The 22,999-nt window shown below is 53.0% G+C and carries 19 protein-coding genes and 1 riboswitch; of the genes, 14 read left to right on the forward strand and 5 right to left on the reverse strand.

What is annotated here, in order from left to right; translation table 11 throughout:
* The first annotated feature begins 997 nt into the window (after positions 1–997).
* Positions 998–1,190, forward strand: a riboswitch (cobalamin riboswitch).
* A gap of 213 nt (positions 1,191–1,403) precedes the next feature.
* From MKY86_RS03165 to MKY86_RS03200, 8 genes are all read left to right on the forward strand, one after another.
* A complete protein-coding gene (locus MKY86_RS03165; protein WP_340826086.1) occupies positions 1,404–2,588 on the forward strand; it encodes a prenyltransferase/squalene oxidase repeat-containing protein in 1,185 nt (394 codons plus the stop codon).
* Between the two features lie 7 nt (positions 2,589–2,595).
* A complete protein-coding gene (locus MKY86_RS03170) occupies positions 2,596–3,573 on the forward strand; it encodes an S-layer homology domain-containing protein (RefSeq protein ID WP_340826088.1) in 978 nt (325 codons plus the stop codon).
* 453 nt (positions 3,574–4,026) lie between these two features.
* Positions 4,027–4,884, forward strand: coding sequence for a DUF4430 domain-containing protein (locus MKY86_RS03175; protein WP_076078933.1), 858 nt, complete (start codon positions 4,027–4,029; stop codon positions 4,882–4,884).
* Positions 4,881–5,825, forward strand: a complete 945-nt coding sequence (locus MKY86_RS03180; protein WP_076078935.1) for an energy-coupling factor transporter transmembrane component T — start codon at positions 4,881–4,883, stop codon at positions 5,823–5,825. Before MKY86_RS03175 ends, MKY86_RS03180 begins: the two co-directional genes overlap by 4 nt.
* Positions 5,741–7,408 carry an ABC transporter ATP-binding protein gene (locus tag MKY86_RS03185; protein ID WP_076078936.1) on the forward strand — a complete coding sequence of 556 codons (1,668 nt, stop codon included), beginning with the start codon at positions 5,741–5,743 and terminating at the stop codon, positions 7,406–7,408. The genes MKY86_RS03180 and MKY86_RS03185 overlap by 85 nt, the downstream gene beginning before the upstream one ends.
* Positions 7,381–8,067: an ECF transporter S component gene (locus tag MKY86_RS03190; RefSeq protein ID WP_076078938.1), complete on the forward strand. Its 687-nt coding sequence runs from the start codon at positions 7,381–7,383 to the stop codon at positions 8,065–8,067. Before MKY86_RS03185 ends, MKY86_RS03190 begins: the two co-directional genes overlap by 28 nt.
* A 149-nt stretch (positions 8,068–8,216) precedes the next feature.
* Positions 8,217–9,926: a methyl-accepting chemotaxis protein gene (locus MKY86_RS03195; protein WP_076078940.1), complete on the forward strand. Its 1,710-nt coding sequence runs from the start codon at positions 8,217–8,219 to the stop codon at positions 9,924–9,926.
* A 122-nt stretch (positions 9,927–10,048) separates the two neighbouring features.
* Complete coding sequence (locus tag MKY86_RS03200) at positions 10,049–11,182, forward strand: TolB family protein (protein ID WP_076078941.1); 1,134 nt, start codon at positions 10,049–10,051, stop codon at positions 11,180–11,182.
* A gap of 288 nt (positions 11,183–11,470) precedes the next feature.
* On the opposite strand, the gene qoxD is transcribed toward MKY86_RS03200, so the two are convergent.
* Genes qoxD through qoxA form a run of 4 tightly spaced genes read right to left on the reverse strand, consistent with a single transcriptional unit; the run spans position 11,471 to position 15,369 of the window.
* On the reverse strand, positions 11,471–11,764 hold the full coding sequence (gene qoxD, locus MKY86_RS03205; RefSeq protein WP_036731442.1) for a cytochrome aa3 quinol oxidase subunit IV: 294 nt from the start codon (positions 11,762–11,764) through the stop codon (positions 11,471–11,473).
* A 1-nt stretch (position 11,765) separates the two neighbouring features.
* Positions 11,766–12,362, reverse strand: a complete 597-nt coding sequence (gene qoxC, locus MKY86_RS03210; RefSeq protein WP_036693560.1) for a cytochrome aa3 quinol oxidase subunit III — start codon at positions 12,360–12,362, stop codon at positions 11,766–11,768.
* Entirely contained in the window at positions 12,359–14,308 is a 1,950-nt protein-coding gene (qoxB, locus tag MKY86_RS03215; RefSeq protein ID WP_076078943.1) for a cytochrome aa3 quinol oxidase subunit I, read from the reverse strand. Before qoxB ends, qoxC begins: the two co-directional genes overlap by 4 nt.
* A 44-nt stretch (positions 14,309–14,352) precedes the next feature.
* Complete coding sequence (gene qoxA, locus MKY86_RS03220) at positions 14,353–15,369, reverse strand: cytochrome aa3 quinol oxidase subunit II (RefSeq protein WP_076078945.1); 1,017 nt, start codon at positions 15,367–15,369, stop codon at positions 14,353–14,355.
* A 499-nt stretch (positions 15,370–15,868) separates the two neighbouring features.
* On the opposite strand from qoxA, the gene MKY86_RS03225 reads away from it, so the two are divergent.
* A complete protein-coding gene (locus tag MKY86_RS03225) occupies positions 15,869–17,023 on the forward strand; it encodes a polysaccharide deacetylase family protein (RefSeq protein WP_076078946.1) in 1,155 nt (384 codons plus the stop codon).
* Positions 17,024–17,114: 91 nt separating this feature from the next.
* On the opposite strand, the gene MKY86_RS03230 is transcribed toward MKY86_RS03225, so the two are convergent.
* A complete protein-coding gene (locus MKY86_RS03230; RefSeq protein WP_076078948.1) occupies positions 17,115–17,732 on the reverse strand; it encodes a TetR/AcrR family transcriptional regulator in 618 nt (205 codons plus the stop codon).
* 156 nt (positions 17,733–17,888) lie between these two features.
* Here MKY86_RS03230 and MKY86_RS03235 point away from each other — a divergent pair, with 156 nt between their 5' ends.
* The 5 genes from MKY86_RS03235 (at position 17,889) to MKY86_RS03255 (ending at position 22,876) form a co-directional block, all read left to right on the forward strand.
* A complete protein-coding gene (locus MKY86_RS03235; RefSeq protein ID WP_076078949.1) occupies positions 17,889–18,890 on the forward strand; it encodes an MFS transporter in 1,002 nt (333 codons plus the stop codon).
* A 6-nt stretch (positions 18,891–18,896) separates the two neighbouring features.
* On the forward strand, positions 18,897–19,331 hold the full coding sequence (locus MKY86_RS03240) for a hypothetical protein (protein ID WP_340826108.1): 435 nt from the start codon (positions 18,897–18,899) through the stop codon (positions 19,329–19,331).
* A gap of 276 nt (positions 19,332–19,607) precedes the next feature.
* Positions 19,608–19,997 (forward strand): GntR family transcriptional regulator, encoded by a 390-nt coding sequence (locus MKY86_RS03245; protein ID WP_076078953.1) that lies wholly within the window; start codon positions 19,608–19,610, stop codon positions 19,995–19,997.
* Positions 19,990–20,892 (forward strand): ABC transporter ATP-binding protein, encoded by a 903-nt coding sequence (locus tag MKY86_RS03250; protein WP_076078954.1) that lies wholly within the window; start codon positions 19,990–19,992, stop codon positions 20,890–20,892. The genes MKY86_RS03245 and MKY86_RS03250 overlap by 8 nt, the downstream gene beginning before the upstream one ends.
* Entirely contained in the window at positions 20,846–22,876 is a 2,031-nt protein-coding gene (locus MKY86_RS03255) for a DUF6449 domain-containing protein (RefSeq protein ID WP_143803704.1), read from the forward strand. Before MKY86_RS03250 ends, MKY86_RS03255 begins: the two co-directional genes overlap by 47 nt.
* Positions 22,877–22,999: the final 123 nt, after the last annotated feature.

Raw genomic sequence — 22,999 nt, forward strand, 5'->3', positions numbered from 1 at the left:
GCTCCTTAGTCATTCAGCCGACTCACACAACTAACTGACGGTTTTGAGTCGATACCAAGTGATGGTACTGAGTAACATTGCTTACAGTGATAGGTGTACTCCGTACAACTAAAAACAGTGAAAAGGAAGACGTTCCTCTCGTAACTGTATTCCATACAACTAATTTTGCCCGAATGGGCGAAAAGCCGGTACAGAAGCATTTTAGGTGCATGAAATACAGCTAAAAGTACATTTGGCAGTAAATCAGACGATTTAGTTGTACAGATTGCATTTAAGCATAACGTTTGGAGCTAGAATAGTACCTTAGTTAGTCGGGGTACGGCAGCCCCCCAGCAAGCTAGAGGATTAAATGAATGCTGATTAGTTAGAACCTGATGATCGACTAGCGGTAGCTGATCCGCTGTGCGCATATAGCGCGGCATGGTGGACTGGTCAGAGCCTGGTGCATACTACTTTATGTAGTACAATGATTTGCGCTCCGGCAGGCTGATACGAGCATAAAGTAATTAGTTAAGTGTGCTAGTGTCCGAACGAAGCTGCTCGATTGCACTTTGTACACTAGAATGAGGCATATCGAGCCTTATATGGTGTTCTGCTGTATTCGGTACATTAGATTTTGGGAATTTGGCCCGGCGGAGGGTTATTTGCCACAATCGATTGTATGAAATGCAGCAGAATGCGTTATCGACCGCTTTTACACGAATTCTAATGTACATAATACAATCGCCTGGCTTCCGCTGTCTCCGTTAGTACCGCCAACGGCTTAATTAACAGCAGAAGAATGACTCCATAGTCCTGAATAGTACGATGTGCCGGGGTAGCGGGCATGTGCTGTTCAGGATTTTTTGCTGCGGAATGGGCGGGGCTTCGGGGGGATGGAATAGAAATAGCTTGTCTATAGACATACAGGGGAATAGTAGATATGATTGTTTCAGAATATTAAAATTTAATAAGCTTTGGGAAAAGGTGCAGATTGCCTCAGAGACCGCGCGCTGTCGCTAGCAGATGCTGGCAGGGCTATGTCTAATAGAGGAATCTGCTTAAAAGGGAAGCCCGGTGCAAGTCCGGCGCGGTCCCGCCACTGTAAATACGGAGCAACTCCTGAGGAGCCACTGTCTGCTAACGGGATGGGAAGGCGGGGGAAGCGGTGAAGTATGAGCCAGGAGACCTGCCTTTTTCGTTGTTGTTTCTATTCTTCGGGGGTAAGAATGTGGAAGCAGATGCTGATATTGGCGAGGGCTGTATATGCTGTATTGTATGTAGTGTGGGAGAGCAATCGGCTCCTTCAGCCGCCCTGTATTGTATTCTTCCCCGGCCGCCCTGCACAGGGCGGTCTTTAGGTTGCCGCTTTATCTGCGGAGGAAGCAGGATTCATCCATTCTATTTCAGGAAAGAGGTTAGTTATGAAGAACCATTCTCTATCATCCAGGTTCACACGGCTGGGACTAGCTGTCATTATGCTGTTCGCACTGTTGGGAGCAGCCGTAGCCCCGGCAGGACAGGCTGCTGCTGCACAGGCAGGCGGGACTTCCGCACCCGCGGTATCCGCTCTGCCCGCAAGTGAGGCAGCCAGCGTAACCGCTGCGGTCTATGCCACTGCGGAGTTCATGCTGAAGAACGGAGTCCAGTCGGACTGGCAGGCGATTGGCCTTGCGCAAGCAGGCTACAAGGTTCCTGCCAGCTATCTGAAGGCGCTTGAAGGCAAGGTGGCTGAGGCTAAGGGTGTTTTTGCCAGAGCTACGGACTATGCCCGGATCACGCTGGCTGTTAAGGCACTGGGCGGCGACCCGGCGAATGTGGCAGGCTTTAACCTGATCGAGAAGCTGTACAATAACGATAAAATTACGGGCCAGACGCTGAATAATCCGGTCTATGCACTGCTGGCTCTGGATTCCGGCAGCTATACGATCCCGGCAACTGCAAAATGGACACAATCTAAGCTGCTGGCAGAGATTCTGGCGAAGCAGAACCCGGACGGCGGCTTCACCCTGACCACGGGTGGGAGTGATCCGGATATGACAGCGATGGTGCTGAACGCACTGGCTGGACACAAGCAGGAAGCGGCAGTGAATGCTGCCGGTCAGCGGGCGGGAGCCTGGCTGGCTAAGGCACAGGATAAGAACGGCGGATATGGCGACAGCAGCGAGAGTGTAGCTCAGGCCATCATCGGTCTGTCTGCCTTCGGCATTGATCCTGCAGGAGCAGATTATACCAAGGGTAATATCAATCTGGTCAGCAAGCTGCTGAGCTTCAGCGCAGAGGGCGGCGGATTCGCCCACACTGCAGGCGGCAGCTCCAATCCGCTCTCTACAGAGCAGGCGCTGGAGGCTTTGGTAGCGTACAAGCTGTTTGGTACAGGCGGTAAGCTCTTTGATTTTAGCGGCATACCAGTGAAGAATCCTCAGGTAAGTGTCTCGGTTACAGTTGAAGGTCCGAATGGAACCTTGGCTGAGGGCAGCGTGTACGCCGGAAATGTGCTTACGGCACTGGATAAGACAGCAGCAGCCAAGCGCCTGGCTCTGGTCAATGAAGCAGGCAATTATGTGACGGATCGGCGGCGTGATTGCGGGTACTTTTGGTGGATATGATGGCTGGATGTACGTGATCGCACGCGGCGGAGCATGGATCTATCCAAGTGTAGGGATGGGCGACTTCGCGCTGGAGGAGAATGACCGCATTGTGGTCTATTATGGTGGGGACAACACGCAGGTGGTTGATGCCGTAACCGTGACTCCCGCACAGCCGCAGCCTGGACAAGATCTGAAGGTGCAGGTAACCCAGAAGCAATGGGTCTGGAATGAGGCGACCTTCACCTCCGATTCGGTAACCTCACCGGCGGCAGGCGTACAGGTAACCATCGGCGGCAAAACAGCAGTTACAGATGCTGCGGGCGTGGCTGTTGTGGCCGGAGGACTGCCAGCAAATAAATATACCCTGACGGTTACGGGATATCTGAAGGATAAAACCCCGGCCATCGTGCGTCATACGGTTCCGGTAACAGTGGCTTCTGCGGCGGCGGACCGTCCGGCTTTTGGCGATGTGAAGTCGATCTCGCCTTGGGCGCTGGAGTCGGTATACACGGCGTATGACCGCAAGCTGATGAATGGTGTGAGTGAGGACAGCCTGCTGTTTGCACCGAAAAAGAATATTACCCGTGCTGAATTTGCAGCACTGCTGCTGCGGTTAACCGGGAACGAGCCGTCTGCGGCGTCTTCCGCTGGGGCCTTCAGTGATGTTAAGGCTGGTACATGGTATTATGGAACAGTGAACCGGGCGAAGGAGCTAGGAATCATCAGCGGCGTAAGCGCCAAAACGTTCAAACCGGACGGGCTGGTTACACGCCAGGATATGGCTGTGATGATGGTTAGAGCTTTTAAGCTGGATGCTACATCAGCCGGAGCAGGAGCAGGGGCTGGTAAGTTCAGCGATGAAGATAAGATTAGCGACTATGCATTGTCCGCTGTCCGTACGGTGACGGGACTTGGATATATGAGCGGTACCGGCGGCGCATTCGAGCCTACTGCTGTAGTAACCCGTGAGATGGCTGCTGCTGTAGCGGTTAGATTGCCATAGTTGAGTAAGAGTAGGGGATGGTATAGTTTAGTTGAAATTTCCATTCCGCTGCAGGATGGGTGCTGTACGCTGGGGCGGACAATAAGTGGATAAATGACATCTAATCTGGCAGGATTTGCTGCAAAGCGGGAGTTAGTTGGAAAAACAACACTTATTCACGCTCGATGCTCCCGTATGATGGGTTGTGGGCAGAATTAGATGCCTGAAATCCAACTAATTTCTATACAGGTGCGTAACCAGAATAATTAAGTGTAGAAAATCCAACTACCGCCCCCGTGCCGATGAGTAGTTGAGGCGTATAGGGTTGTTGAAGCGTTGCAGGCTCATTAGACAGGCGATTTTGCTTGGAATTAGTTCGGATATGTCTTGAAAAGTAAGCATAAGGTGTATGAAGGAACGGGGAACAGGCTGACTGGCCCCCGTTCTTTTCCCTTTTGTGGAGGTGTGCTGGTAATGTTCAATCTATTCAAAAGAGGCCGGGGAAGGCTGGCGCCGCTGCTTCTCCTGCTGATGGTATTGCTGCTCCCCGGCTGCTCCTCTGGGCAGCCGGATCAGGCAGGCGGCAGCCCGCAGCCGCCCGCCGGGACCCCGGCCGCGCAGACGCCGCGGCCTGGAGACGAAGCGGCTCCGCTGCCGGGAGCCGCTGAGGGCACTGCCGTACCATCCGCCCCTGCGGAAGGTACGGCAGCTCCAGCGTCGCCAGGCGCAGCTGCGACGCAGCCTCCGGCGGGCGCGAGCGAGCCCGCCAAGTCCCCGGCGTCGCCAGGCGCAGCGGCGACGCAGCCACCGGCGGGCGCGAGCAAGCCCGCCAAGTCCCCGGCGTCGCCAGCCGCAGCGGCGACGCAGCCTTCGGCGGGCGTAAGCGAGCCCGCCACGTCCCCGGCGTCGCCAGGCGCAGCGGCGACGCAGCCTTCGGCGGGCGCGAGCAAGCCCGCCAAGTCCCCGGCGGCCACACCCAAGCCGGACAACGTAGTCACTCTCTCCATCACCGGAGATGAGGAGCATGGCGTGATTCTGGCCGCTGCCCAGTACGAGATCAAGAAGGGCGAGAGTGTGCTGGACCTGCTGAAGCGGATTACACGGGCGCAGAAGATCCAGATGGAATATCAGGGCAGCAAGGCTTTTGCTTACGTGGAAGGTATAGATAATTTGTACGAGGGTGATCACGGGGCAGAGAGCGGCTGGATGTACAAGGTGAATGGAGAATTTCCGTCCAAGGCTGCGGGTAGCTGGATCGTCGAGCCCGGGGATACCATCGAGTGGCTGTATACACTTGATCTAGGCAAAGACCTGGGGGCCAAAGCGCCATGAGCAGCGGCTTTCGTTCCATGCATCCGGTAGTAGCCCTGCTGTATTATGCAGGGCTGCTGCTGTTCACTCTGCTGGTCTTCCATCCGTTATTTCTGGCTACAGAGATAGCCGGACTGCTGGCGCTGCTGCTGTTGCAGGGACAAGGGCGTCAGCTGGTGCGCAGCTTGCCTTTTATACTGCTGATGGCAGCTTCCGTGGCCTTGCTGAACCCGCTGTTCTCACATCGAGGGGCGCATATTCTGTTCTACTGGCTGGATCAGCCTATTACGCTGGAAGCTGTGCTGTATGGACTGATGATGATGACTATGCTGCTTACTATTTTTATCTGGTTTATATCCTACAATTACACGGTGACTACAGATAAGTTCATGTACCTGTTCGCGGCGGCTGCGCCGAGAACGGCGCTGCTGACGCTGATGGCCATCCGGTTCGTACCGCTGTTCCAGCGGCGGCTGCGCCAGATTACGCTGATCCAGCGTCTGCGCGGGATAGATGCCGGTACGGGAAGCCTTAAGAAAAGAATGACGGACGGAATGACGCTGCTCAAAGTACTGTTGACCTGGTCGCTGGAGGAAGCCCTGCAGACAGGAGATTCCATGACAGCCCGCGGCTACGGAAGTACCAAACGCAGCACTTACACGATATACAAGGCCGATTTGCAGGATAAGCTGGTGATGCTGCTGTTAACCGTTAGCGGTGTGGTTACGCTGCTGTTCTGGGTGCAGGGCTACGGCAAGCTGGAGATCTATCCCCGGATGAGACCAGCGGACTTCGGCTGGCAGGAGGCCGTCATGTACGGCAGCTTCTGCCTGTTCGTGCTGATTCCTGCGGGACTGGAAGGAAAGGAGAAATGGTTATGGAGATCCTCAAAGCACAGCAATTATCCTTCCGATACCCTGAAGAAGACAGGGACACGCTCCATGAGCTATCGTTCGTCATAGAAGAGGGGGAATTTGTCGTGCTCTGCGGCCCGTCCGGCAGCGGCAAAACCACCCTGCTGCGTCATCTGAAGCGGGAGCTCACTCCGGTGGGTTCATCCAGCGGAACCTTGACCTACAAAGGGCAGCCTCTGTCCGGGCTTCCGGCAGCGGTGGCCGCCGGGGAGATTGGGATGGTCTTCCAGAACCCGGATGCACAGATCGTGATGGATACGGTCTGGCATGAGCTGGCCTTCTCCATGGAGAACCTGGGGCTGCCGCCTGCTGTCATGCGGACCCGGCTGGCGGAGATCTGCGGCTTGTTCGGGCTGGAGCCGCTGCTCTACCGTCCGGTACATGAGCTGTCAGGCGGACAAAAGCAGCTCATGAACCTGGCCTCAGTGCTGCTGCTTCAGCCCAAGGTGCTGCTGCTGGATGAGCCAACCTCCCAGCTTGATCCTGTTGCTGCACGGGAATTCATGATGGCGCTACAGCGGCTGAACGAGGAAATGGCGGTCACGGTGATCATCAGCGAGCACAGGCTCGAGGAGGTACTGCCGCTGGCGGATCGTGTGCTGATGCTGGAAGACGGCAAGCTGCTGGCAGATGCCGCTCCCCGCCTGTTCGCCCGGCAGACCGGCAGCGGAGCCTTGACTTCGGCTGGGCGTTACTTGCCAGCCGCCTCACGCCTGTACTTGTCGCTTGCTCCGGAAGCGGATTCGGCTGCGACGGAGAACATTCCGCTGACGGTGCGTGAGGGCAGACGCTGGATACATTCCCTGATGGCAGGAACGGACGCTGCCGCAGGCGCTGAACTGGTTAATAACTTGAATAGTCCCGCCGCAGCGTCTCTGCTCACCTGCCGCGAAGTAACCTTCCGGTATGAGAAGGAGGGCCGGGAGGTCCTGAGGAAGCTCACGCTGACACTTAAGCAGGGGGAGCTCCTGGCAGTCATGGGCGGGAATGGTGCGGGCAAGTCGACCCTGCTGCATGTACTGAACGGACTGATGAAGCCGCAGCGCGGCAAGATAGAGCTGGCCAAGGGCAAGACAACAGGTCTCCTGGCGCAGAATCCGTTGCTCTATTTCAGCTATGATACGGTAGCCGAGGAGCTGCAGCATATGGGGAGCTACGCCGGACTATCTCCTGAGGCAACAGCAAGCCGGATTGAGGCTTTGCTCGAAGTGTTCCAGCTCCGGGAGGTGCTGCAGAGTCATCCGCATGACCTCAGCGGCGGGCAGCAGCAGCAGGCCGCGCTTGCCATGATGCTGCTGATGAAGCCGGATATTCTGCTGCTGGATGAGCCGACTAAGGGGCTTGATCCGGCCGCCAAAGACAGGCTGGCCGCCCTGCTTCAGCAATTGCGCGGGCAGGGGATCAGTATTCTCATCGTAACGCATGATGTAGAATTCGCGGCTAAGCATGCTTCGCGCTGTGCACTCCTGTTTGACGGGGGAATTACGGCAGCGGGCACACCGGCTGAGTTCTTCAGCAGCAATTACTTCTATACCACGGCAGTCAACCGGATAGTGCGGGACTGGCTGCCGCAGGCATTGACCATAGAGGATGTGATTCGCGCATGGCCCGCTTCCGCATTCCGCTGCTAATAGCCCTGGGACTCTTCACCGCCGGGCTTGCGCTTACCGCAGCATTCACTGACCGGCATTATGTGCTGCTTAGCGTGGTGCTGCTGCTGGCTGCTCTCCTGCCGCTGTTCATCCGCCTGGAGCGCCGGCCGCTCCAGTCCCGTGAACTCGTGCTGCTGGCTGTATTGTCCGCTATTGCAGCTGTCAGCCGGATTCCTTTTGCTGCGTTGCCGGGGGTAAAGCCTGTGTCGGCCGTTGTCATCCTCTCCGCTTATGTCTTCGGGGCAGAGGCGGGGTTCGTTATCGGAGCAGTCGCTGCCCTGGTCTCCAATATTTACTTCGGGCAAGGGCCCTGGACGCCATGGCAGATGTTCGCCTGGGGTATGACCGGACTTACAGCCGGGTGGCTACGGAGGAGCTGGCTATTGCGCCGGCGGGCCGGGCTGCTGGTGTTTGGCTTCATCTGGGGGTTCCTGTTCGGCTGGATTATGAATATCTGGGTCCTGCTCAGTCTGCCGGATGCCTTAAGCTGGCGGCTGGTTGCCGTTACGTTTGCCGCAAGCTTTTACTTCGATCTGGCCCATGCCTTGTCGAATGTATTCTTCTTAGCGGTGCTGGCCGGAGGCTGGACCAAGGTGCTGCAGAGATTCCGCAAGAAATATGGCTTGCTTCAAGAGTGAATGGAATTATAATTAATGGATATCGCTCTACCAAAACGATAATTTTCTTCTTTTTTCGACAAATTTCTTAGCAGGGCCATCAACAATTCGATGTTATTCTCCGATAATTAAGGTTACAGCTAGATATCGAGAAGGCGGGATAACAGGAAATGAGACATCTGAAGATTAAGCATAAAATGATTGTACTGATCGCAGTGGTTATTCTACTACTAATCGGGATCGGAACAACGGGTATCCTGACGACAACCAGAATGGCTGAGAGGTCTGAAGAGACATACAGGCAGAACCTGCAGCCGATTTATTTCGTAACGGAGATCCGCGGGAATAACCGGGCGATTGAGTCTTTTCTGCTGGAGGATCTGATTACAACGGATGACGCGAAGAAGCAGGAGCTGAAGGCGAGAATTCAGGAGAATATCCAGACGAACAATGAGCTGATGGCCGAACTGAGGAAGATTGAATTCAACAATGACAAGATTGCAGCTTATGTGAACGAATATACCCTGCTGCTGCCGGATTACCGTTCACAGCGTGATAATATTATCCATCTGGCCGATAACGACCTTAACGATGAAGGATATCAGGTGTACACGGGCCGGACCTTTAACGAACTGCGTGACAAAATGGTCCGGCTGCTAGAAGAGACGGCGACGTTATTCATTCAGGATGCGTCTGCCCATAATACACGGACGGCTGACAGTGCCAAGAGCTCTGTTACGTTAAGCGGCATTCTGATTGCGCTGGCCTTGCTGCTCAGTATTGTCCTGAGTGTGATCATCACCAGATTGATTACGAGACCGCTGAAGGAATTGCAGGGGCTGATGAAGCGGGCGGAAGAAGGGGATCTGACGGCCTCTGCCGCTTACCGGTCCAAGGATGAGATCGGCCAGATTAATACATCGTTCAATACCATGCTGGACGGGTTGAAAAATATGATGCGCGGCGTCTCGGAGAGCGCCGAGATTCTCTCGGCCTCCTCCCAGCAGATGAGCGCCAGTGCCGACCAGACAGCGCACGCCTCACAGATGATCGCTGAGACCTCAGGCGAGATCGTAGCCGGATTCGATGTGCAGGCGGAGAGCATTACCCTGACTACGCAGTCTGTGCGGACGATGTCCTATGAGATTGCCGAAGCCCGGTATAGTGGACAAGAAATGACCCGCCTGATGGAGCAGGCTGCCTCCTCCACGGAACGCGGTGTATACGCAGTAGAACAGATTCTGGCCCAGATGCGGGAGATTGACTCCAGTGTCTCGGCGAGCCGCCAGATTGTCGGCAACCTGGGTAGTCTGTCCGAAGAGATTAACACCATTATTACAACCATTAATGAGATTGCGACCCAGACCAATCTGTTGTCCCTGAATGCTTCCATCGAAGCCGCCCGGGCGGGCGAGCATGGCCGTGGCTTCGCTGTAGTTGCCGGTGAGATCCGCAAGCTGGCGGAAGCTACCGGAACAAGCTCGCTGCAGATTACAGAGATCATTAACCATATCCGTCAGCAGACCGCCAGTGCCGTAGAATCGATGGAGCAAGGCTCCGGGATTGTCTCTCACGGTGTAGCACAGAGTGAGGTGGTATCCGAATCCTTTACGGCGATCCAGACCTCCATTCAGGCTGCCAGTGAGCAGACAGAGCAGATCACAGAGGTCATCGGCCATGTCGCGCAGGAATCGGAGGAAGTGGCCAGATCCATGTCAACGGTGAATGAAATCTCACGCAAAGGCGCCGCAGACGTTCAGGGCACCAGCGAAGCAAGCCTGGAGCAGCTGACCGCGATGGGAGAGATGTCCTCCTCTGCGCAGTATCTGGCTACCCTGGCCGAGGACCTGCAGAAGCATCTGGCCCGGTTCCGGCTGTAACGGCTATAATAGACATCAGCCCGGCCCGATTCGGCCGAGGAACCCTGGAGATTCCCGGGCATCTTCGGCGGAGCCGGGCTTTTGAACGTATTATTATTAATCTCAAGGAGGCGGTCTCTATAATGAACACTCGAACATGGAAGCTGGTGATAGTTCCAGCCTTGTTAATGACACTTGCAGCTTGTAGCTCGAATCAGGCTAGTGCTCCGGCGGTTAGCCCCAGCCCACAGCCAACAGCGGCTCCTGTAGAAGCTTCTGCCCAGCCTACGGAAGGGCCAAAGGTTACACCGGCACCTGCTGAAGCTGCTGGGGTAACGGTAGGGGAAAGTAAACAGTATGAGAAAATAGCAATCTCCGACTGGAAGGACGATAGAACCGTTGTCGTGTCCAAGCAGAACGATAAGCTGGGACCGATCAGCTCGGGAGAGCTGAAGGGTTCCTATCCGCAGAGCCTGTATTTCTTCCATCTGGATACCGGCGAATACGAATTGATTACAGAGAAGGCGAACATGATGCTGGGGGATGCCAAGCTGTCCGCCGATCAGTTGTTTCTGCTCTATAGTGAATTCTCCCTGGGTGATCCAGTCTACAATGTAATGGACCTGGGGTCCAAGAAGACGTTCACCATTAAGGGCGATACCATTGCCGGAGCAATGGGGGCCGATTGGGCGGATAAGGATACGGTAGTGGGTCCTGCATACAGCGGCGGTGCTTACACAGCGACGGCTACCTCAATGAAGATTGCCCCGGTGGAGGGACTAGGCGGGGAAGGTCTGATTGTTGTAAGACAAATCAAGGATAAGATCTATTACACCAGTAATTCGAAGGACTCGCTGCACACCCTGGACCTGAATACTAAGGCGAAGGCTGACCTGAATATTCCGGGTACCAGCAGCGTAATCCCTTCACCTGACGAAGAACAAATGCTGATCCTGCAATATAAGGAGACGACCCAGTCGCTGCTGCTCAGCGGCACAGACGGTAAGAATCCGCGGACCCTGGTGGAAGGCACCGAGCTTGGGGCCGTCTCCTGGTCCCCGGATCAGCGGCTGATTGCCTATAGTGTAACTCTTGAGGAGAATGGTATAACGAATCATACCTTATATGTCTACGATCTGACTTCTGACAAGTCCGTCCAGATTGCGGAGAGCAACGGGACGATGACCACCTCATGGAGCCCCTCGGGCAAGCAGCTTGCGTATACAGAGCGGGATGACAGCGGAAGCAGCAGCAGTATAGTCCAGTTAAAGTATTAAAGGATCTTGTAGATTTTGAACTTGAACAGACCATGCCAGGTGGAAGTGACGGAAGGGAAGTTTGAAACTGGAGGAGCGTTAGCGTCCGCCTTTATGTTTGGATTTCTACCGCAGCCAGCGGTTTATAATCAGGAAATTCAAACATAACAGCGGCCGGAAGTTCAAACATTCCCTGCAGTTACGACTACATCATCATGATGGCAAGCTTTAAAATCCAAAAAAAGCGGTCCGTATCCGGTAGACTCACCGGTACGGACCACTTTTTTTATAACTAGATAGAACTAAGTTCTAAGCATACCAGCCCCATACGAAGATGAACAGGGTGCCGAAGATGGTGACCAGAGCCACGAACATGGCGTATGCGATGTTGATATACAGTTCTTTTTTGGAATCGGCCGATTCTCCGATGTGCATGAACACAAACAGCTGCAAGGAGGCCTGGATCAGCGCCGTAACCAGCAGCACCACCATATTGGCACTGGAGGACAGGTCTCCGTAAATTACAATCAGTGCAGCGGCAGAGAGGACCAGAGAGGCTACATAACCCATCACATGCTTAATAGGGAATAGTTGCTTCATCATGTCACATCAGTCCTTTCAGGTAGACGAAGCTGAAGATAAAGATCCAGACCACGTCTAAGAAGTGCCAGAACAAGGAGAAGATGAACGTTTTGTTGGCGGTAGCGGGAGTAATGCCGCGCTTCCACAGTTGAATCATAATGCCAATTCCCCACAGCAGACCGAAGCTGACGTGAAGACCATGCGTTCCCAGTAGTATGAACAGACTGGAGAGGAAGCCGCTGGTCTGCAGCGTAGCTCCTTCATGTACATAAGTGAAGAACTCGTCGATTTCAATACCGACAAAAGCCAGACCCATCACCAGCGTAATCGCCATGAAGACCATCATGGCTTTCTTGTAGCCGTGCCGCATGGCATGGACAGCCAGACCGATGGTGAAGGAGCTCGACAGCAGGAGGAAGGTCTCCATCAGCACCGGGCCGATCTCGAACAGCTCGCTGCCGCTTGGTCCGCTGGCATAGCGGTTAACCATTACGAAATATACAGTGAACAGCGTAGCGAAGAGAGGGATCTCGGCTCCGAGAAAGACCCAGAAGCCGAAGATCTTGTTACTGTTCTCTTCCGTTGAATATTCGAGCGGCTTGGACGCATCTATTTTCATACAGTCTCACCCCGCATCAGTTTCTTTTCTGTAGCTGCAATCTCTTCTACAGGAATGTAGTAGCCCTGGTCCTTATCGAAGGACATGAAGGCCAGTACGACCAGAATTCCAATCCCTGAGACGATCGCCGGAATCCACATGCTGAAGACCAGGAAGAAGCCTAGGAAGAAGAAGACTACACCCAATATGAACGGTTTGCCGGTATTGCTTGGCATATGAATCTTGGTGTATTTAGTGTCTGTATACAATGGAATATTCTCGTGCTTCGCAGACCATAGAGCATCGCGCGTCTCAACCTTAGGCACAATCGCAAAGTTGTAGAGCGGGATCGGGCTGTGTGTCGCCCATTCGAGCGTCCGGCCATCCCAAGGATCGTTGGTTGTATCTCTCGGCATGTAGCGGGTACTCCAGTAAATATTGTAGACCAGGATCACGAAGCCGATCGCGAGTCCGACGGCCCCGACGAAGCTCAGCATATTGAGCGGACCAAAGCCTGATTCCTTAGAGTAAGTATACAGACGGCGTGTCATTCCCATCAGTCCCAGGAAGAACATTGGGAAGAAGGTTACGTTAAAGGAAATGATGATCCACCAGAAGGCATGCTTGCCCAGCCGTTCGTTCAGGCGGAAGCCGAACACTTTCGGGAACCAATAGTGGAAGCCGGCGATGACGGCGAACACGGCACCCGGAATCAGCACGTAGTGGAAATGCGCTACCAGGAACATCGTGTTGTGATACTGGTAATCGGCGCTGGCCATTGCCAGCATGACGCCCGTTACCCCGCCGATCGTAAAGATCGGGATAAAGGCCAGTGTGTACAGCATCGGGGTCGTGAAGGTAATCCTGCCCTTTCGCAGGGTGAATAGCCAGTTGAATATTTTGACCCCGGTAGGTACTGCTATGGCCATCGTTGTGATTGAGAAGAAGCTGTTGACCATGGCACCTTGACCCATTGTATAGAAATGGTGCGCCCATACAAGGAAGGACAGGAGCGAGATGATCAGCATGCTGAATACCATGGAGGTATAGCCGTACAGGTTCTTCTTCGAGAAGGTGGCGATAATCTCACTATAAATACCGAAGGCCGGAAGGATAACGATATAGACCTCCGGATGTCCCCAGACCCAGAACAGGTTGGCCCAGAGCATATCCATCCCGCCGTTGGCCATCGTGAAGAACTGGGAGCCGAAGAGGCGGTCGAACATCATCATCGCCAGCGCTACGGTAAGAACCGGGAAGGCGAAGACAATGATAACGTTGGTGATAAGTACGGACCAGGTGAACATCGGCATCTTCATCAGCGTCATGCCTGGTGCGCGCATTTTGAGAATCGTTACGATAAAGTTAACCCCTGTGATCAGCGTACCGATACCAGATATTTGCAGGGCCAGAGAGTAATAGTTGTTCCCTACGGTCGGGCTGAATTCAAGACTCGCCAGCGGGAAGTAGGCTGACCAGCCCGCATCCGGCGAGCCGCCGATGACGAAGGAAATGTTCAGCAGCATGGCGCCCATGAAGAAGAGCCAGAAGCTGACGGCGTTCAGCCGCGGGAAGGCAACGTCCCGTGCGCCGATCTGCAGCGGAATGATTACGTTCATCAGACCGATGATAAAAGGCATGGCCATGAAGAGAATCATGATCAGACCATGGGTGGTGAAGACCTCATTGTAATGCTGCGCATCGAGGAATTTCATTTCCGGCGCAGCCGTCTGCAGACGCATCATCATCGCATCTACACCGCCGCGGAACAGCATCAGCAGCGCCGCGAGGATGTACATGATCCCGATTTTTTTGTGGTCAACCGTGGTCAGCCATTCGCGCCACAGATAGCCCCATTTCTTGAAATAGGTAAGCCCTACGAGAATCCCGATGGTTGCCAGTGCAATACTGATCATGGCCCCGTATATCAAGGGTTCGCCGTGAACCTTAAATTTGTCCAAATCCATTAGGGTAGCTCCTTTCAGTGTGTTGCATTAAGCTCTTCAGAGAGCTAGTGTCCTTCATGTGTGCTTTCATCGACAGGGGAGCTTGGCAGCGGCTGATCGACTTCCGGATCAGGCTTGCTGTCGAATTCCGTTCCGCTGGACGGTTCGGGAGACGGATGAATCTCCTTGTTATCCTGATGCTCCGGATTGCCGTTGTCCATATCCATCTCTTTGCCGCCGCCGCTCATATGATCTCCGTGATTTCCCGGAGGAGGGCTGAACTCCAGATGGGTGGAGGAATACGTTTTGCGTCCGAGGTAATCCGTGGCCAGCAGGCCTTTGAATTCTTCCTCAGTCAGCTTAGGTGCAGTTTCCTTCACTTCCTTCACCCAGTCCTCGTAACCTTTGTTACTCAGGACAAGTGCTTCGAATTCCATGTGGGCGAAGCCTTTACCGCTGAAGTTAGCATTCTTTCCGATATAAGAGCCTTCCGTATCAGCGGAGAGGTGAAGCGTTGTCAGCATGTCGCTCATGGCGTACTTTTGACCGGCAAGCTGTGGAATCCAAAGACTGGTAATGGTGCCGAATGAGTACATTCTGAATTCAACTGCACGGTGTACCGGCATATTCACGTAGTTAACTGTTTCAATGCCTTCTTCCGGATAACTGAAATGCCATTTCCAGTTGGAGGAGGACGCATAGATGACCAGCGGAGTCTGATCTTTATAATCCGCAGCCACATTCTCCACTTCGTTTGTCGTCTTGACGGTTACAACAGACAGGAAGGCTACGATAATGATCGGGATAATAATCCAGATCGCCTCAAGGACTACATTGCCTTCCTCGTGCTTTGGAATGTAACCCTCATTACTCTTCTTCGCACGGTATTTCACCAATACAAAGATGTATAGGATGTAGACAACTGCCAGAACACCAAGCATTACAATAATTGAGAGGATAATGGTGTCAGATAACGTTCTGGCAGACGGCCCCTTCGGGTTCAGAACAGCGATTGAGCTGCATCCCGGCAGGAGAAGGATCAGGCTTAGAAACAGAGCGTATAACGGTCCCTTTTTTTTCATATAGAACTCCTTCCTTCAATACTACTTTTCATTCGCCGTTCATTAACGGAAGTACATTGATCTGTATCTATAGTAAGAACTACTTACCCATAATGCAAAATACATATTTTGTATAATTATATAAAATAGACCTTAAAAATGGCGAACAAGTTAAATATGTGTGATCAAATTGTTACAACTCCCTAAGGGTATGATAAAGATCACTGTAGTGGCGCACTTTAGCTAATTTTAAGGTTGTTCAATTTTTGTTCAAAATTCCGATATTGTTATTAAATTTGTCACAATTATTCTGTGCCAAAAACCGCTGATTTAACCGTGTAACGCCTGCTGTGACAGCATTCGACGAGAATTGCGTGCTTTCTGAAAATAATGGCGAACCCTCATTTATCATTGCATAAGAGTAACAATTTCTTAGCTTGCGGTTACAATCTCTCAAATTACGTTGAAAGTATATATGATAAAGTGATAGACAAATATACATAGATTGGAGACTGCTGCTGTGCGCATCAAGAAAATTCTGCTTTTATTCATGTCTTTATTCCTAATTATGGGGCTTGTGCAGGTCCCGGCTAACGCTAAAGGTGAAAGCACTATTCTTAAACTCGGAGTCAACGATAAATTAAGCAAGGTTGAAGCTGTATCCGTAAAAGGCACCTATTATGTTCCGCTGCGCGCGCTTGCGGATGAGCTGAAATGGACCCTTACCGGCCTGACGGACGGGATTCATGTAGCCGGCGGGACAGGTTCGCTTACCCTGCTGAGCAAGGACGGAGGTGCGGTGCTGAAGGATGGGACTGCCGTGCCTATGAGCACTTTCGTACAGGACGGCAAACTCATGGCTCCGCTGAAGCTCAGCGGTTACCTCGGGTATAGCATTTCCTATGCGGGAGATAAATATTTACTTCGTGTGAAGGACGGCTCGGCGCAGCTTACCGATGCAGCCTTCACCGATAAATATGCTGCCGAGCTGAAGCCGGAGGCTCCGGTAGCTCCAACGAATCCAGCGACTCCGGTTACACCAACTGAGCCGGGCAAGCCGGGCCGGACCGTATACCTGACCTTCGACGATGGCCCGTCAGCCACGACTGGCGACCTGCTGGACATCCTCCGTAAATATGACGTACAGGCAACCTTCTTCATGCTGGGGAACAACATGAATCAGCATCCCGCCCAGGTGAAGCGGACTGCGAAAGAAGGCCATGGCTTAGCGCTGCATGGCGTGACCCACCGCCAGGAGAAGTTCTATGCTTCGCCGGCAGCGGCGCTTGCCGAGATGTCGGGGGCCAATGCGACACTGAAGAAGCTGACGGGAGCCAGCACCACCTTGATTCGTACGCCATATGGAAGTAAGCCGTATTTCACCAAGTCCTTCCGCGATAAAGTCCTGACGCAGGGATATCATCTCTGGGACTGGAACGTGGATTCCTATGACTGGAAATACAAACAGAACAGCGACAGAATCTATAACACCGTGATGGATCAGGTGAACAAGCTGAAGGCGTCCAAGACCAATCCGGTCATTCTGATGCATGACCAGAAGGCTACACTCAAGGTGCTGCCGCGTATTCTGGAGAAGCTGAAGAAGGAAGGTTATACCTTCAAGCTCATTACGAAGGATATGGAGCCGCTCAATTTCTGGAAGGATAAACGCTGATCCGTAAGGGTTAATAGAGAAGAGCAAGCTGCAGGGTAACCTGCGGGCTTGCTCTTTTTTTTGGCGAGAATCTATAAAGAAAACACTGCTGTTACTTGTACAGATATTGCACCAGCATATGAACCAGCTCTGACTTCAGCCGGTCCACAGTGACCCGCTGCGGTGAGAAGGAGATGAAGTCGACAATAGCGCTCACAGACTCAAACACAATGATCGAAGCTGCCTCCGTATCCCGGGTCTTCAGCTCGTCCTGCCCCATCTGGAGATAGGTAAGCGTTTTGAGTCGGCCGGTCTCGTACTGGGCATCCATCAACTGCTTGATGGCCTCATCGCTGTGATACATAATGCTTAGATCCTTATGATATCCGATAAAAGCCTTATGCGAGAGCAGAAGCGTGTCTATCAGATGCAGGATCAGGTCCGTACGTTCAATCGTATTGAAATTAATTTCTGACATTGAATCATCGATTCTGGCGAGCAGCTCATCCCCGTATTTGTGGAGCACTTCAATGAATACGGCTCTTTTATCCACAAAATAGGAGTAGAAGCTCCCGGTAGAGACCCCGGCGGCTGCTGCAATCTCCTTGGTATTCGTCTGATAGAAGCCCTTGTCCGAGAATAGCTTCATCGCGGCCCGGATAATGGCTTCCTTGGTTCGTATACTGCGCTCCTGCTGCGGAGTTCTAATTTTGTCCTCTGTTTCACCCATATCGTAAGATCCCCCTTATAGTACAGATTGTAGTGGAGCGGTTTTGTGCTGTCAATAAAAGTTGAACCAAAGTTCATTTTTTAAATTGACAAATATGAACTTTGGTTCATATAATCTGAATATGAACTCTATTTCATATTTCAGGAGATGATCAAGATGGGGATTGGAATGCGCAGAGCTTTATCCTTTACGGCGATTGTGCTGGGCTTTTTCATGGCGCTGCTGGATACGACCATTATTAATATTGCCCTGCCGGAGATGACCCGCCAGTTCGGGGGAAGTGTGTCGCAGGTATCCTGGGTGATGAACGGCTATAACCTGGCATTTGCCGTATTCATCCTGACTGCCTCGCGTCTGGCCGACCAATTCGGACGGAAGAAGGTGTTTCTCATTGGAGTGGGGCTGTTCACACTGAGTTCCCTGCTGGCTGGACTCTCCACTTCCCTTGGCATGCTGATTCTGTTCAGGGTTATTCAAGGCTTGGCGGGAGCCGTTATTGTGCCGGTTACGATTCCGCTGAGCACCACCACCTTTCCCAAAGAAATGCACGGACTGATTATAGGCATATGGGGGGCCGTCTCGGGAGTGGCTGCTGCAAGCGGTCCGGCGCTTGGCGGAATATTGACACAGAAGCTGAGCTGGGAGTGGATTTTTTTTGTGAACGTACCGCTTGGGCTGCTGAGCATAGGGCTGACCGTTATATTCATTCAGGAATCACGGGATGATTCAGCAGGGCGGTCCATAGATTACGGCGGAATCCTGGGGATAACGGGAGGGATGTTCTGCATTACATATGCTCTGATTAAAGTGCAGGATTACGGCTGGAGCTCGCGCCCGTTCCTGGGTCTGACGGCTGCGGACCTGCTCTTTCTGGTGGTCTTTTTTCTTACGCAGTATAAGGGGAAAGAACCGATGCTGCCTCTGTCCCTGCTGAAGATCAGAGCCTTCAACAGTACCTCGGTATCGATGATCGTGCTGGGGGCGGCGCTGATGAATATTTCGCTGTTGACCTCCTTTTACCTGACCCGGGTGATGGGGGTATCGGAGCTGAAGGCAGGGCTTGTCCTCTCAACCATGGCCTTAGGCTCCATCGCCAGCTCGGCTGTATCCGGGCCGCTATCTGCGAAATATGGCAGCAGTCTGTTCGCCGCAGCGTGAATGGTGATGATTGGCGCTGCCACCTATTCCATGAGCGGGCTTGAGGCTGATTCTACGCTGGGTGCGGTGATGCTACGGCTTGCACTGACCGGCTTCGGCGTGGGGCTCTCAATGGCTCCTGTGATGTCATCAGCGATCCGGGTTGTTCCTGAAGACAAGGTCGGCATCGCCTCGGGGGTGACGAATATGGCGAAGGCGCTGGGAAGTGTGCTCGGTGTGGCCATCATCGTCACTGTGCTCCAGCACAATACAACCCGGGAGCTGAGCGCGGCGAATTCCGCAGGCACAGAGGCGGGGGCCGGGGTAATAAGACAGCAGCAGGCGGCTGTGGATGCGTTCAGTCAGACCTATAAGTTCGCAGGCTACCTGCTGCTCCCGGGTATAGGCGCTGCCCTGTTCAGCGATGAACGCAGACAGCGGCGGAGCAGAAATAGTCAATAGAATAGTGCTTCCAATCGTTTGCCCGTTCAGTTGCGCGTAGTGAAGACCTCTTCGAACGAAGTGTGGATATTGATATCGTCCCGTCCTTTGGGGTGAATGAAAGAACCGTAGCTCCGATCTGTCCAAAAGATAGATGGGGGCTTATTTGCGTGACACGCTGAAACTAGACAAAGTAAAAGTTAATGATTGACATTAATGCTCAACTGTATTAATAATAGTAGTACAGTTAACACAGTTGATCAGTCGGATCATAGATCCGAAGAAGGGAGGACTGTCATGTTCGAACTGGATGTGCGCAGCCGCAAGCCGATCTATGAGCAGCTCACCGACAAGGTCAAAGAGATGATTATGCATGGTATTCTGCGGGCGGATGAACAGCTGCCCTCGGTGAGGGCTTTATCCTCGCAGCTCACAGTGAACCCGAATACGATCCAGAAGGCTTACAGGGAGCTGGAGCGGGAAGGGTACATCTATTCACAGCAGGGCAAAGGTAATTTCGTGGCCCCGCTGCAGCAGGGGCAGAATGAGAGCAAACGGACGGAGCTGAAGGAAGAGCTGCTGCGTCTGATGGCAGAGGCGGTATACCTTGGTTTTACGGAAAGTGAAATGAGTGCGCTGTACCGCCAGGCGTTGGATAAGAGAAGAGAGGAGAACAGCCATGATTGAGATTCGCGGAGTCAGCAAGATTTTTCAGGAGGAAAAGGCTGTTGATAACATCTCGCTGACTGTACATAAAGGTGCTATTTACGGATTGCTGGGATCGAATGGGGCGGGCAAAACAACGCTGCTGAAGACGCTCGCCGGTATTTATCGTCCTGAGGCGGGGAGTGTCAAGCTAGACGGGCAGCCGGTGTATGAGTCGCCGGAGGTGAAGCGCAGAATGATCTTCATGCCGGATAGTCCGTATTTCTTCGCGCAGGCAACCCTTAAGAGTATGGCGGCATTCTACCGTTCTATATATCCGGGCTGGAGCCAGAAGAGGTACGAGGAGCTTGGGACGATGTTCCGGCTGGACACCCGGCGCAAGCTCAGCCGTTTCTCCAAGGGGATGCAGCGCCAGGCTGCTGTCTGGCTGGCCCTCAGCTGCAAGCCGGATGTGCTGATCATGGACGAGCCCATCGACGGGCTGGACCCGGTGATGCGCCGCCAGATCAAGAATCTCCTGTTCCAGGAGGTCGCCGAGCGGGAGCTGACGGTGCTGATCTCCTCGCATAACCTGCGGGAGATTGAGGATTTATGCGACCATGTCGGCATTATGCATGAGGGCCGGATGCTGGTCGAGAAGGATCTGGATGATCTGAAGGCGGACACGCACAAGATTCAGGTGGCTTTCCGCGACGAACGCCATGCGGCCGCACTGGATGCCAAGCTGCAGATTCTCCACCGGGAGCAGCGGGGAAGTGTCAGCTTGTATATTGTAAAAGGGGACCGAGAGCGGATCAGCCAGGCTTTTCATGTCTACGAGCCCTATGTATTTGATCTGCTGCCGCTGACGCTGGAGGAAATCTTTATTTATGAAATGGGGGATGCCGGTTATGACGCGCAGCCGATTATTCTTTAACAGCAGCATTATCCGCCAGAACCTGCGCCAGCATGGCTGGATCGGAATATTATATACATTGGTCCTGTTGATTGTGCTTCCGCTGGAGATGTTCATGGAGAGCAATCCGCTTGCGGAGCCAAATACAGTAGACAATCTGTTCAATATCGGTGGTGCCGATATCGCACCGTTCCTTATCGCTTTTCCGGTTGTGGCCGGATTGTTCCTGTTCCGTTATCTGCAGTCCAAAATGCCTTCGGATCTGTGGCACAGCCTCCCGCTGCGCCGCTCGCACCTGCTGGCTTCCCATACGGTAAGCGGATTGATCCTGCTGCTTGTGCCGGTCTGGCTTACGGCTGCGGTTACAGCTATCGTCCGCCCGCTGGACGGCAATATGTATATCTATCAAGGCGCGGATATCTGGGAGTGGTGCCTGGTTATCAGTGTGCTGACGCTGTTTCTGTATGTCTTTACTATCTTTGTAGGTATTTGCACAGGACAGACCATTCTGCAGGGAATAGTGGTCTTCATTCTGTTAATTCTTCCGGCAGCCATGCTGCAATTTACCGACATGCACTTGAACAGATATTTGTACGGGTATCCGGAAGGGCAAAGCTTGTGGGGGACCCTGATGAACTGGGCGCCGTTACTGCGTATTATGAATATCTCCTATGAGCCTCTTAGTAATAAAGAGTTATGGAGCTATATCCTCTTGTCTGCTGTGTTCATGGTATTGTCATTCGTGCTGTACCGTAAGCGCCACAGCGAAAAAGCCAGTCAGGCGATGGCCTTCACCTACTTCAATCCGCTGTTCAAAGGCGGTGTAATGCTCTGCAGTATGCTGCTGGCGAGCAGCTACTTCGGCAGCATCAGGCAGCAGCCCGGCTGGATTATCGGCAGCGCCATTGCCGGAGGGATGATCGGCTATATCGTAGTTGAAATGATTCTCCGCAAAACCTGGCATATTCTGACACGCAGAATGCCGCTGGAGTTTGCGGTGTACGGTGTACTGCTGGGCCTTCTGCTCTATGTTCCCGTGTCCGAATTAACGGGTTATGAGAACCGGGTTCCGCGAAATGATAAAGTAACCGAAGTATTTGCCGGAGGGAATTACGGGGAATTAACCCGGAATCCGCAAGGAATCACTACCCGGGAGGAACGGGAGGATGAGATATTCTCCGCAGACCGGAAATACATCGAGGCTGTAACCGCCTTGCATCATGCTGTTGTAGCTTCGAAGCCGGACCAGCAGCGTAATACCCGTCGGTATGATTATCGCGAGAGCAAGCGTTTCACGCTGGTTTACCGGCTGGAGAGCGGGCGGAAGCTGATGCGGACCTACATTATTCCGGCAGCGGGCTTTGAGCCGGAGCTGAAGGCGGTCATGGAGCATGCGGAATACAAACGTGACCGGTATCTTCTGTCCCGGATGGACGAGAACGTAGAGAGCTTCAGGCTAAGCAATTTGAACAAGGTCATAAGTATTTCTGACCCGCAGGATGTACAGGAGTTCAACGAAATTCTGAAACGGGAAATTCTTAATATGTCCTATGAAGATGAGGTCTCTGATCAACGGGCGAGAGCATCTATTAATCTGGTCTACAAGCCGGATTCGACCGATTATCAGCTATTCTATACGTATGAATGGCTTCCTTCCTTCAAGGAGATGACCGCTTGGCTGGAACAGAAGGGCTATGCCGGTAAAATCAAGCTTACCGCAGCAGATGTTTTGTCCGCCGAGATGTTCAGGGATATACACCAGAGTGCAATCCCTCAGGGTTTGATGTACAATCCCGACGCTCATATGGAGTTAGCCCGCAGCGAGAAGCGGTCAGCGGTGGTTACAGATAAGACTCTGATTGATAGTATTCTGGAGCACCGGCGCGATTTCACCCGCGAAGAGGGCAGATATGTAGTGAAGATCGAGTATAAGGAAGGGACGGTGAACTACATTTCGCTGAATGAGCAAGATGTGGCACCGGCGCTTAAGGCCCTTCTTCCTTAGTCAGTTTGTTCTGTTACAGTAACCAGGCAGTCTTGATTTCCCCCGTTAACGGATGTATATCCTGTGCGGGGGATTTCTTTGTTGAAGGGGAAGCTGTTGTTGTGCTATTGCTTCTGTTGCTGC

Origin of the sequence: Paenibacillus sp. FSL R7-0333, from assembly GCF_038000365.1 — a bacterium.
In the GTDB taxonomy this organism is placed as follows: domain Bacteria; phylum Bacillota; class Bacilli; order Paenibacillales; family Paenibacillaceae; genus Paenibacillus_AQ; species Paenibacillus_AQ silagei.

Bases quoted from the DNA above. Each gene is read 5' to 3' on its own strand.
- MKY86_RS03180 (WP_076078935.1), top strand. From the start codon at position 4,881: ATGAGCAGCGGCTTTCGTTCCATGCATCCGGTAGTAGCCCTGCTGTAT.
- MKY86_RS03170 (WP_340826088.1), top strand. From the start codon at position 2,596: ATGTACGTGATCGCACGCGGCGGAGCATGGATCTATCCAAGTGTAGGG.
- MKY86_RS03175 (WP_076078933.1), top strand. From the start codon at position 4,027: ATGTTCAATCTATTCAAAAGAGGCCGGGGAAGGCTGGCGCCGCTGCTT.
- MKY86_RS03230 (WP_076078948.1), bottom strand. From the start codon at position 17,732: ATGGGTGAAACAGAGGACAAAATTAGAACTCCGCAGCAGGAGCGCAGT.
- MKY86_RS03250 (WP_076078954.1), top strand. From the start codon at position 19,990: ATGATTGAGATTCGCGGAGTCAGCAAGATTTTTCAGGAGGAAAAGGCT.
- qoxA (WP_076078945.1), bottom strand. From the start codon at position 15,369: ATGAAAAAAAAGGGACCGTTATACGCTCTGTTTCTAAGCCTGATCCTT.
- MKY86_RS03240 (WP_340826108.1), top strand. From the start codon at position 18,897: ATGATTGGCGCTGCCACCTATTCCATGAGCGGGCTTGAGGCTGATTCT.
- qoxD (WP_036731442.1), bottom strand. From the start codon at position 11,764: ATGATGAAGCAACTATTCCCTATTAAGCATGTGATGGGTTATGTAGCC.
- MKY86_RS03165 (WP_340826086.1), top strand. From the start codon at position 1,404: ATGAAGAACCATTCTCTATCATCCAGGTTCACACGGCTGGGACTAGCT.
- MKY86_RS03195 (WP_076078940.1), top strand. From the start codon at position 8,217: ATGAGACATCTGAAGATTAAGCATAAAATGATTGTACTGATCGCAGTG.
- MKY86_RS03185 (WP_076078936.1), top strand. From the start codon at position 5,741: ATGGAGATCCTCAAAGCACAGCAATTATCCTTCCGATACCCTGAAGAA.
- qoxC (WP_036693560.1), bottom strand. From the start codon at position 12,362: ATGAAAATAGATGCGTCCAAGCCGCTCGAATATTCAACGGAAGAGAAC.
- MKY86_RS03235 (WP_076078949.1), top strand. From the start codon at position 17,889: ATGGGGATTGGAATGCGCAGAGCTTTATCCTTTACGGCGATTGTGCTG.
- MKY86_RS03255 (WP_143803704.1), top strand. From the start codon at position 20,846: ATGAAATGGGGGATGCCGGTTATGACGCGCAGCCGATTATTCTTTAAC.
- MKY86_RS03245 (WP_076078953.1), top strand. From the start codon at position 19,608: ATGTTCGAACTGGATGTGCGCAGCCGCAAGCCGATCTATGAGCAGCTC.
- qoxB (WP_076078943.1), bottom strand. From the start codon at position 14,308: ATGGATTTGGACAAATTTAAGGTTCACGGCGAACCCTTGATATACGGG.
- MKY86_RS03190 (WP_076078938.1), top strand. From the start codon at position 7,381: ATGGCCCGCTTCCGCATTCCGCTGCTAATAGCCCTGGGACTCTTCACC.
- MKY86_RS03200 (WP_076078941.1), top strand. From the start codon at position 10,049: ATGAACACTCGAACATGGAAGCTGGTGATAGTTCCAGCCTTGTTAATG.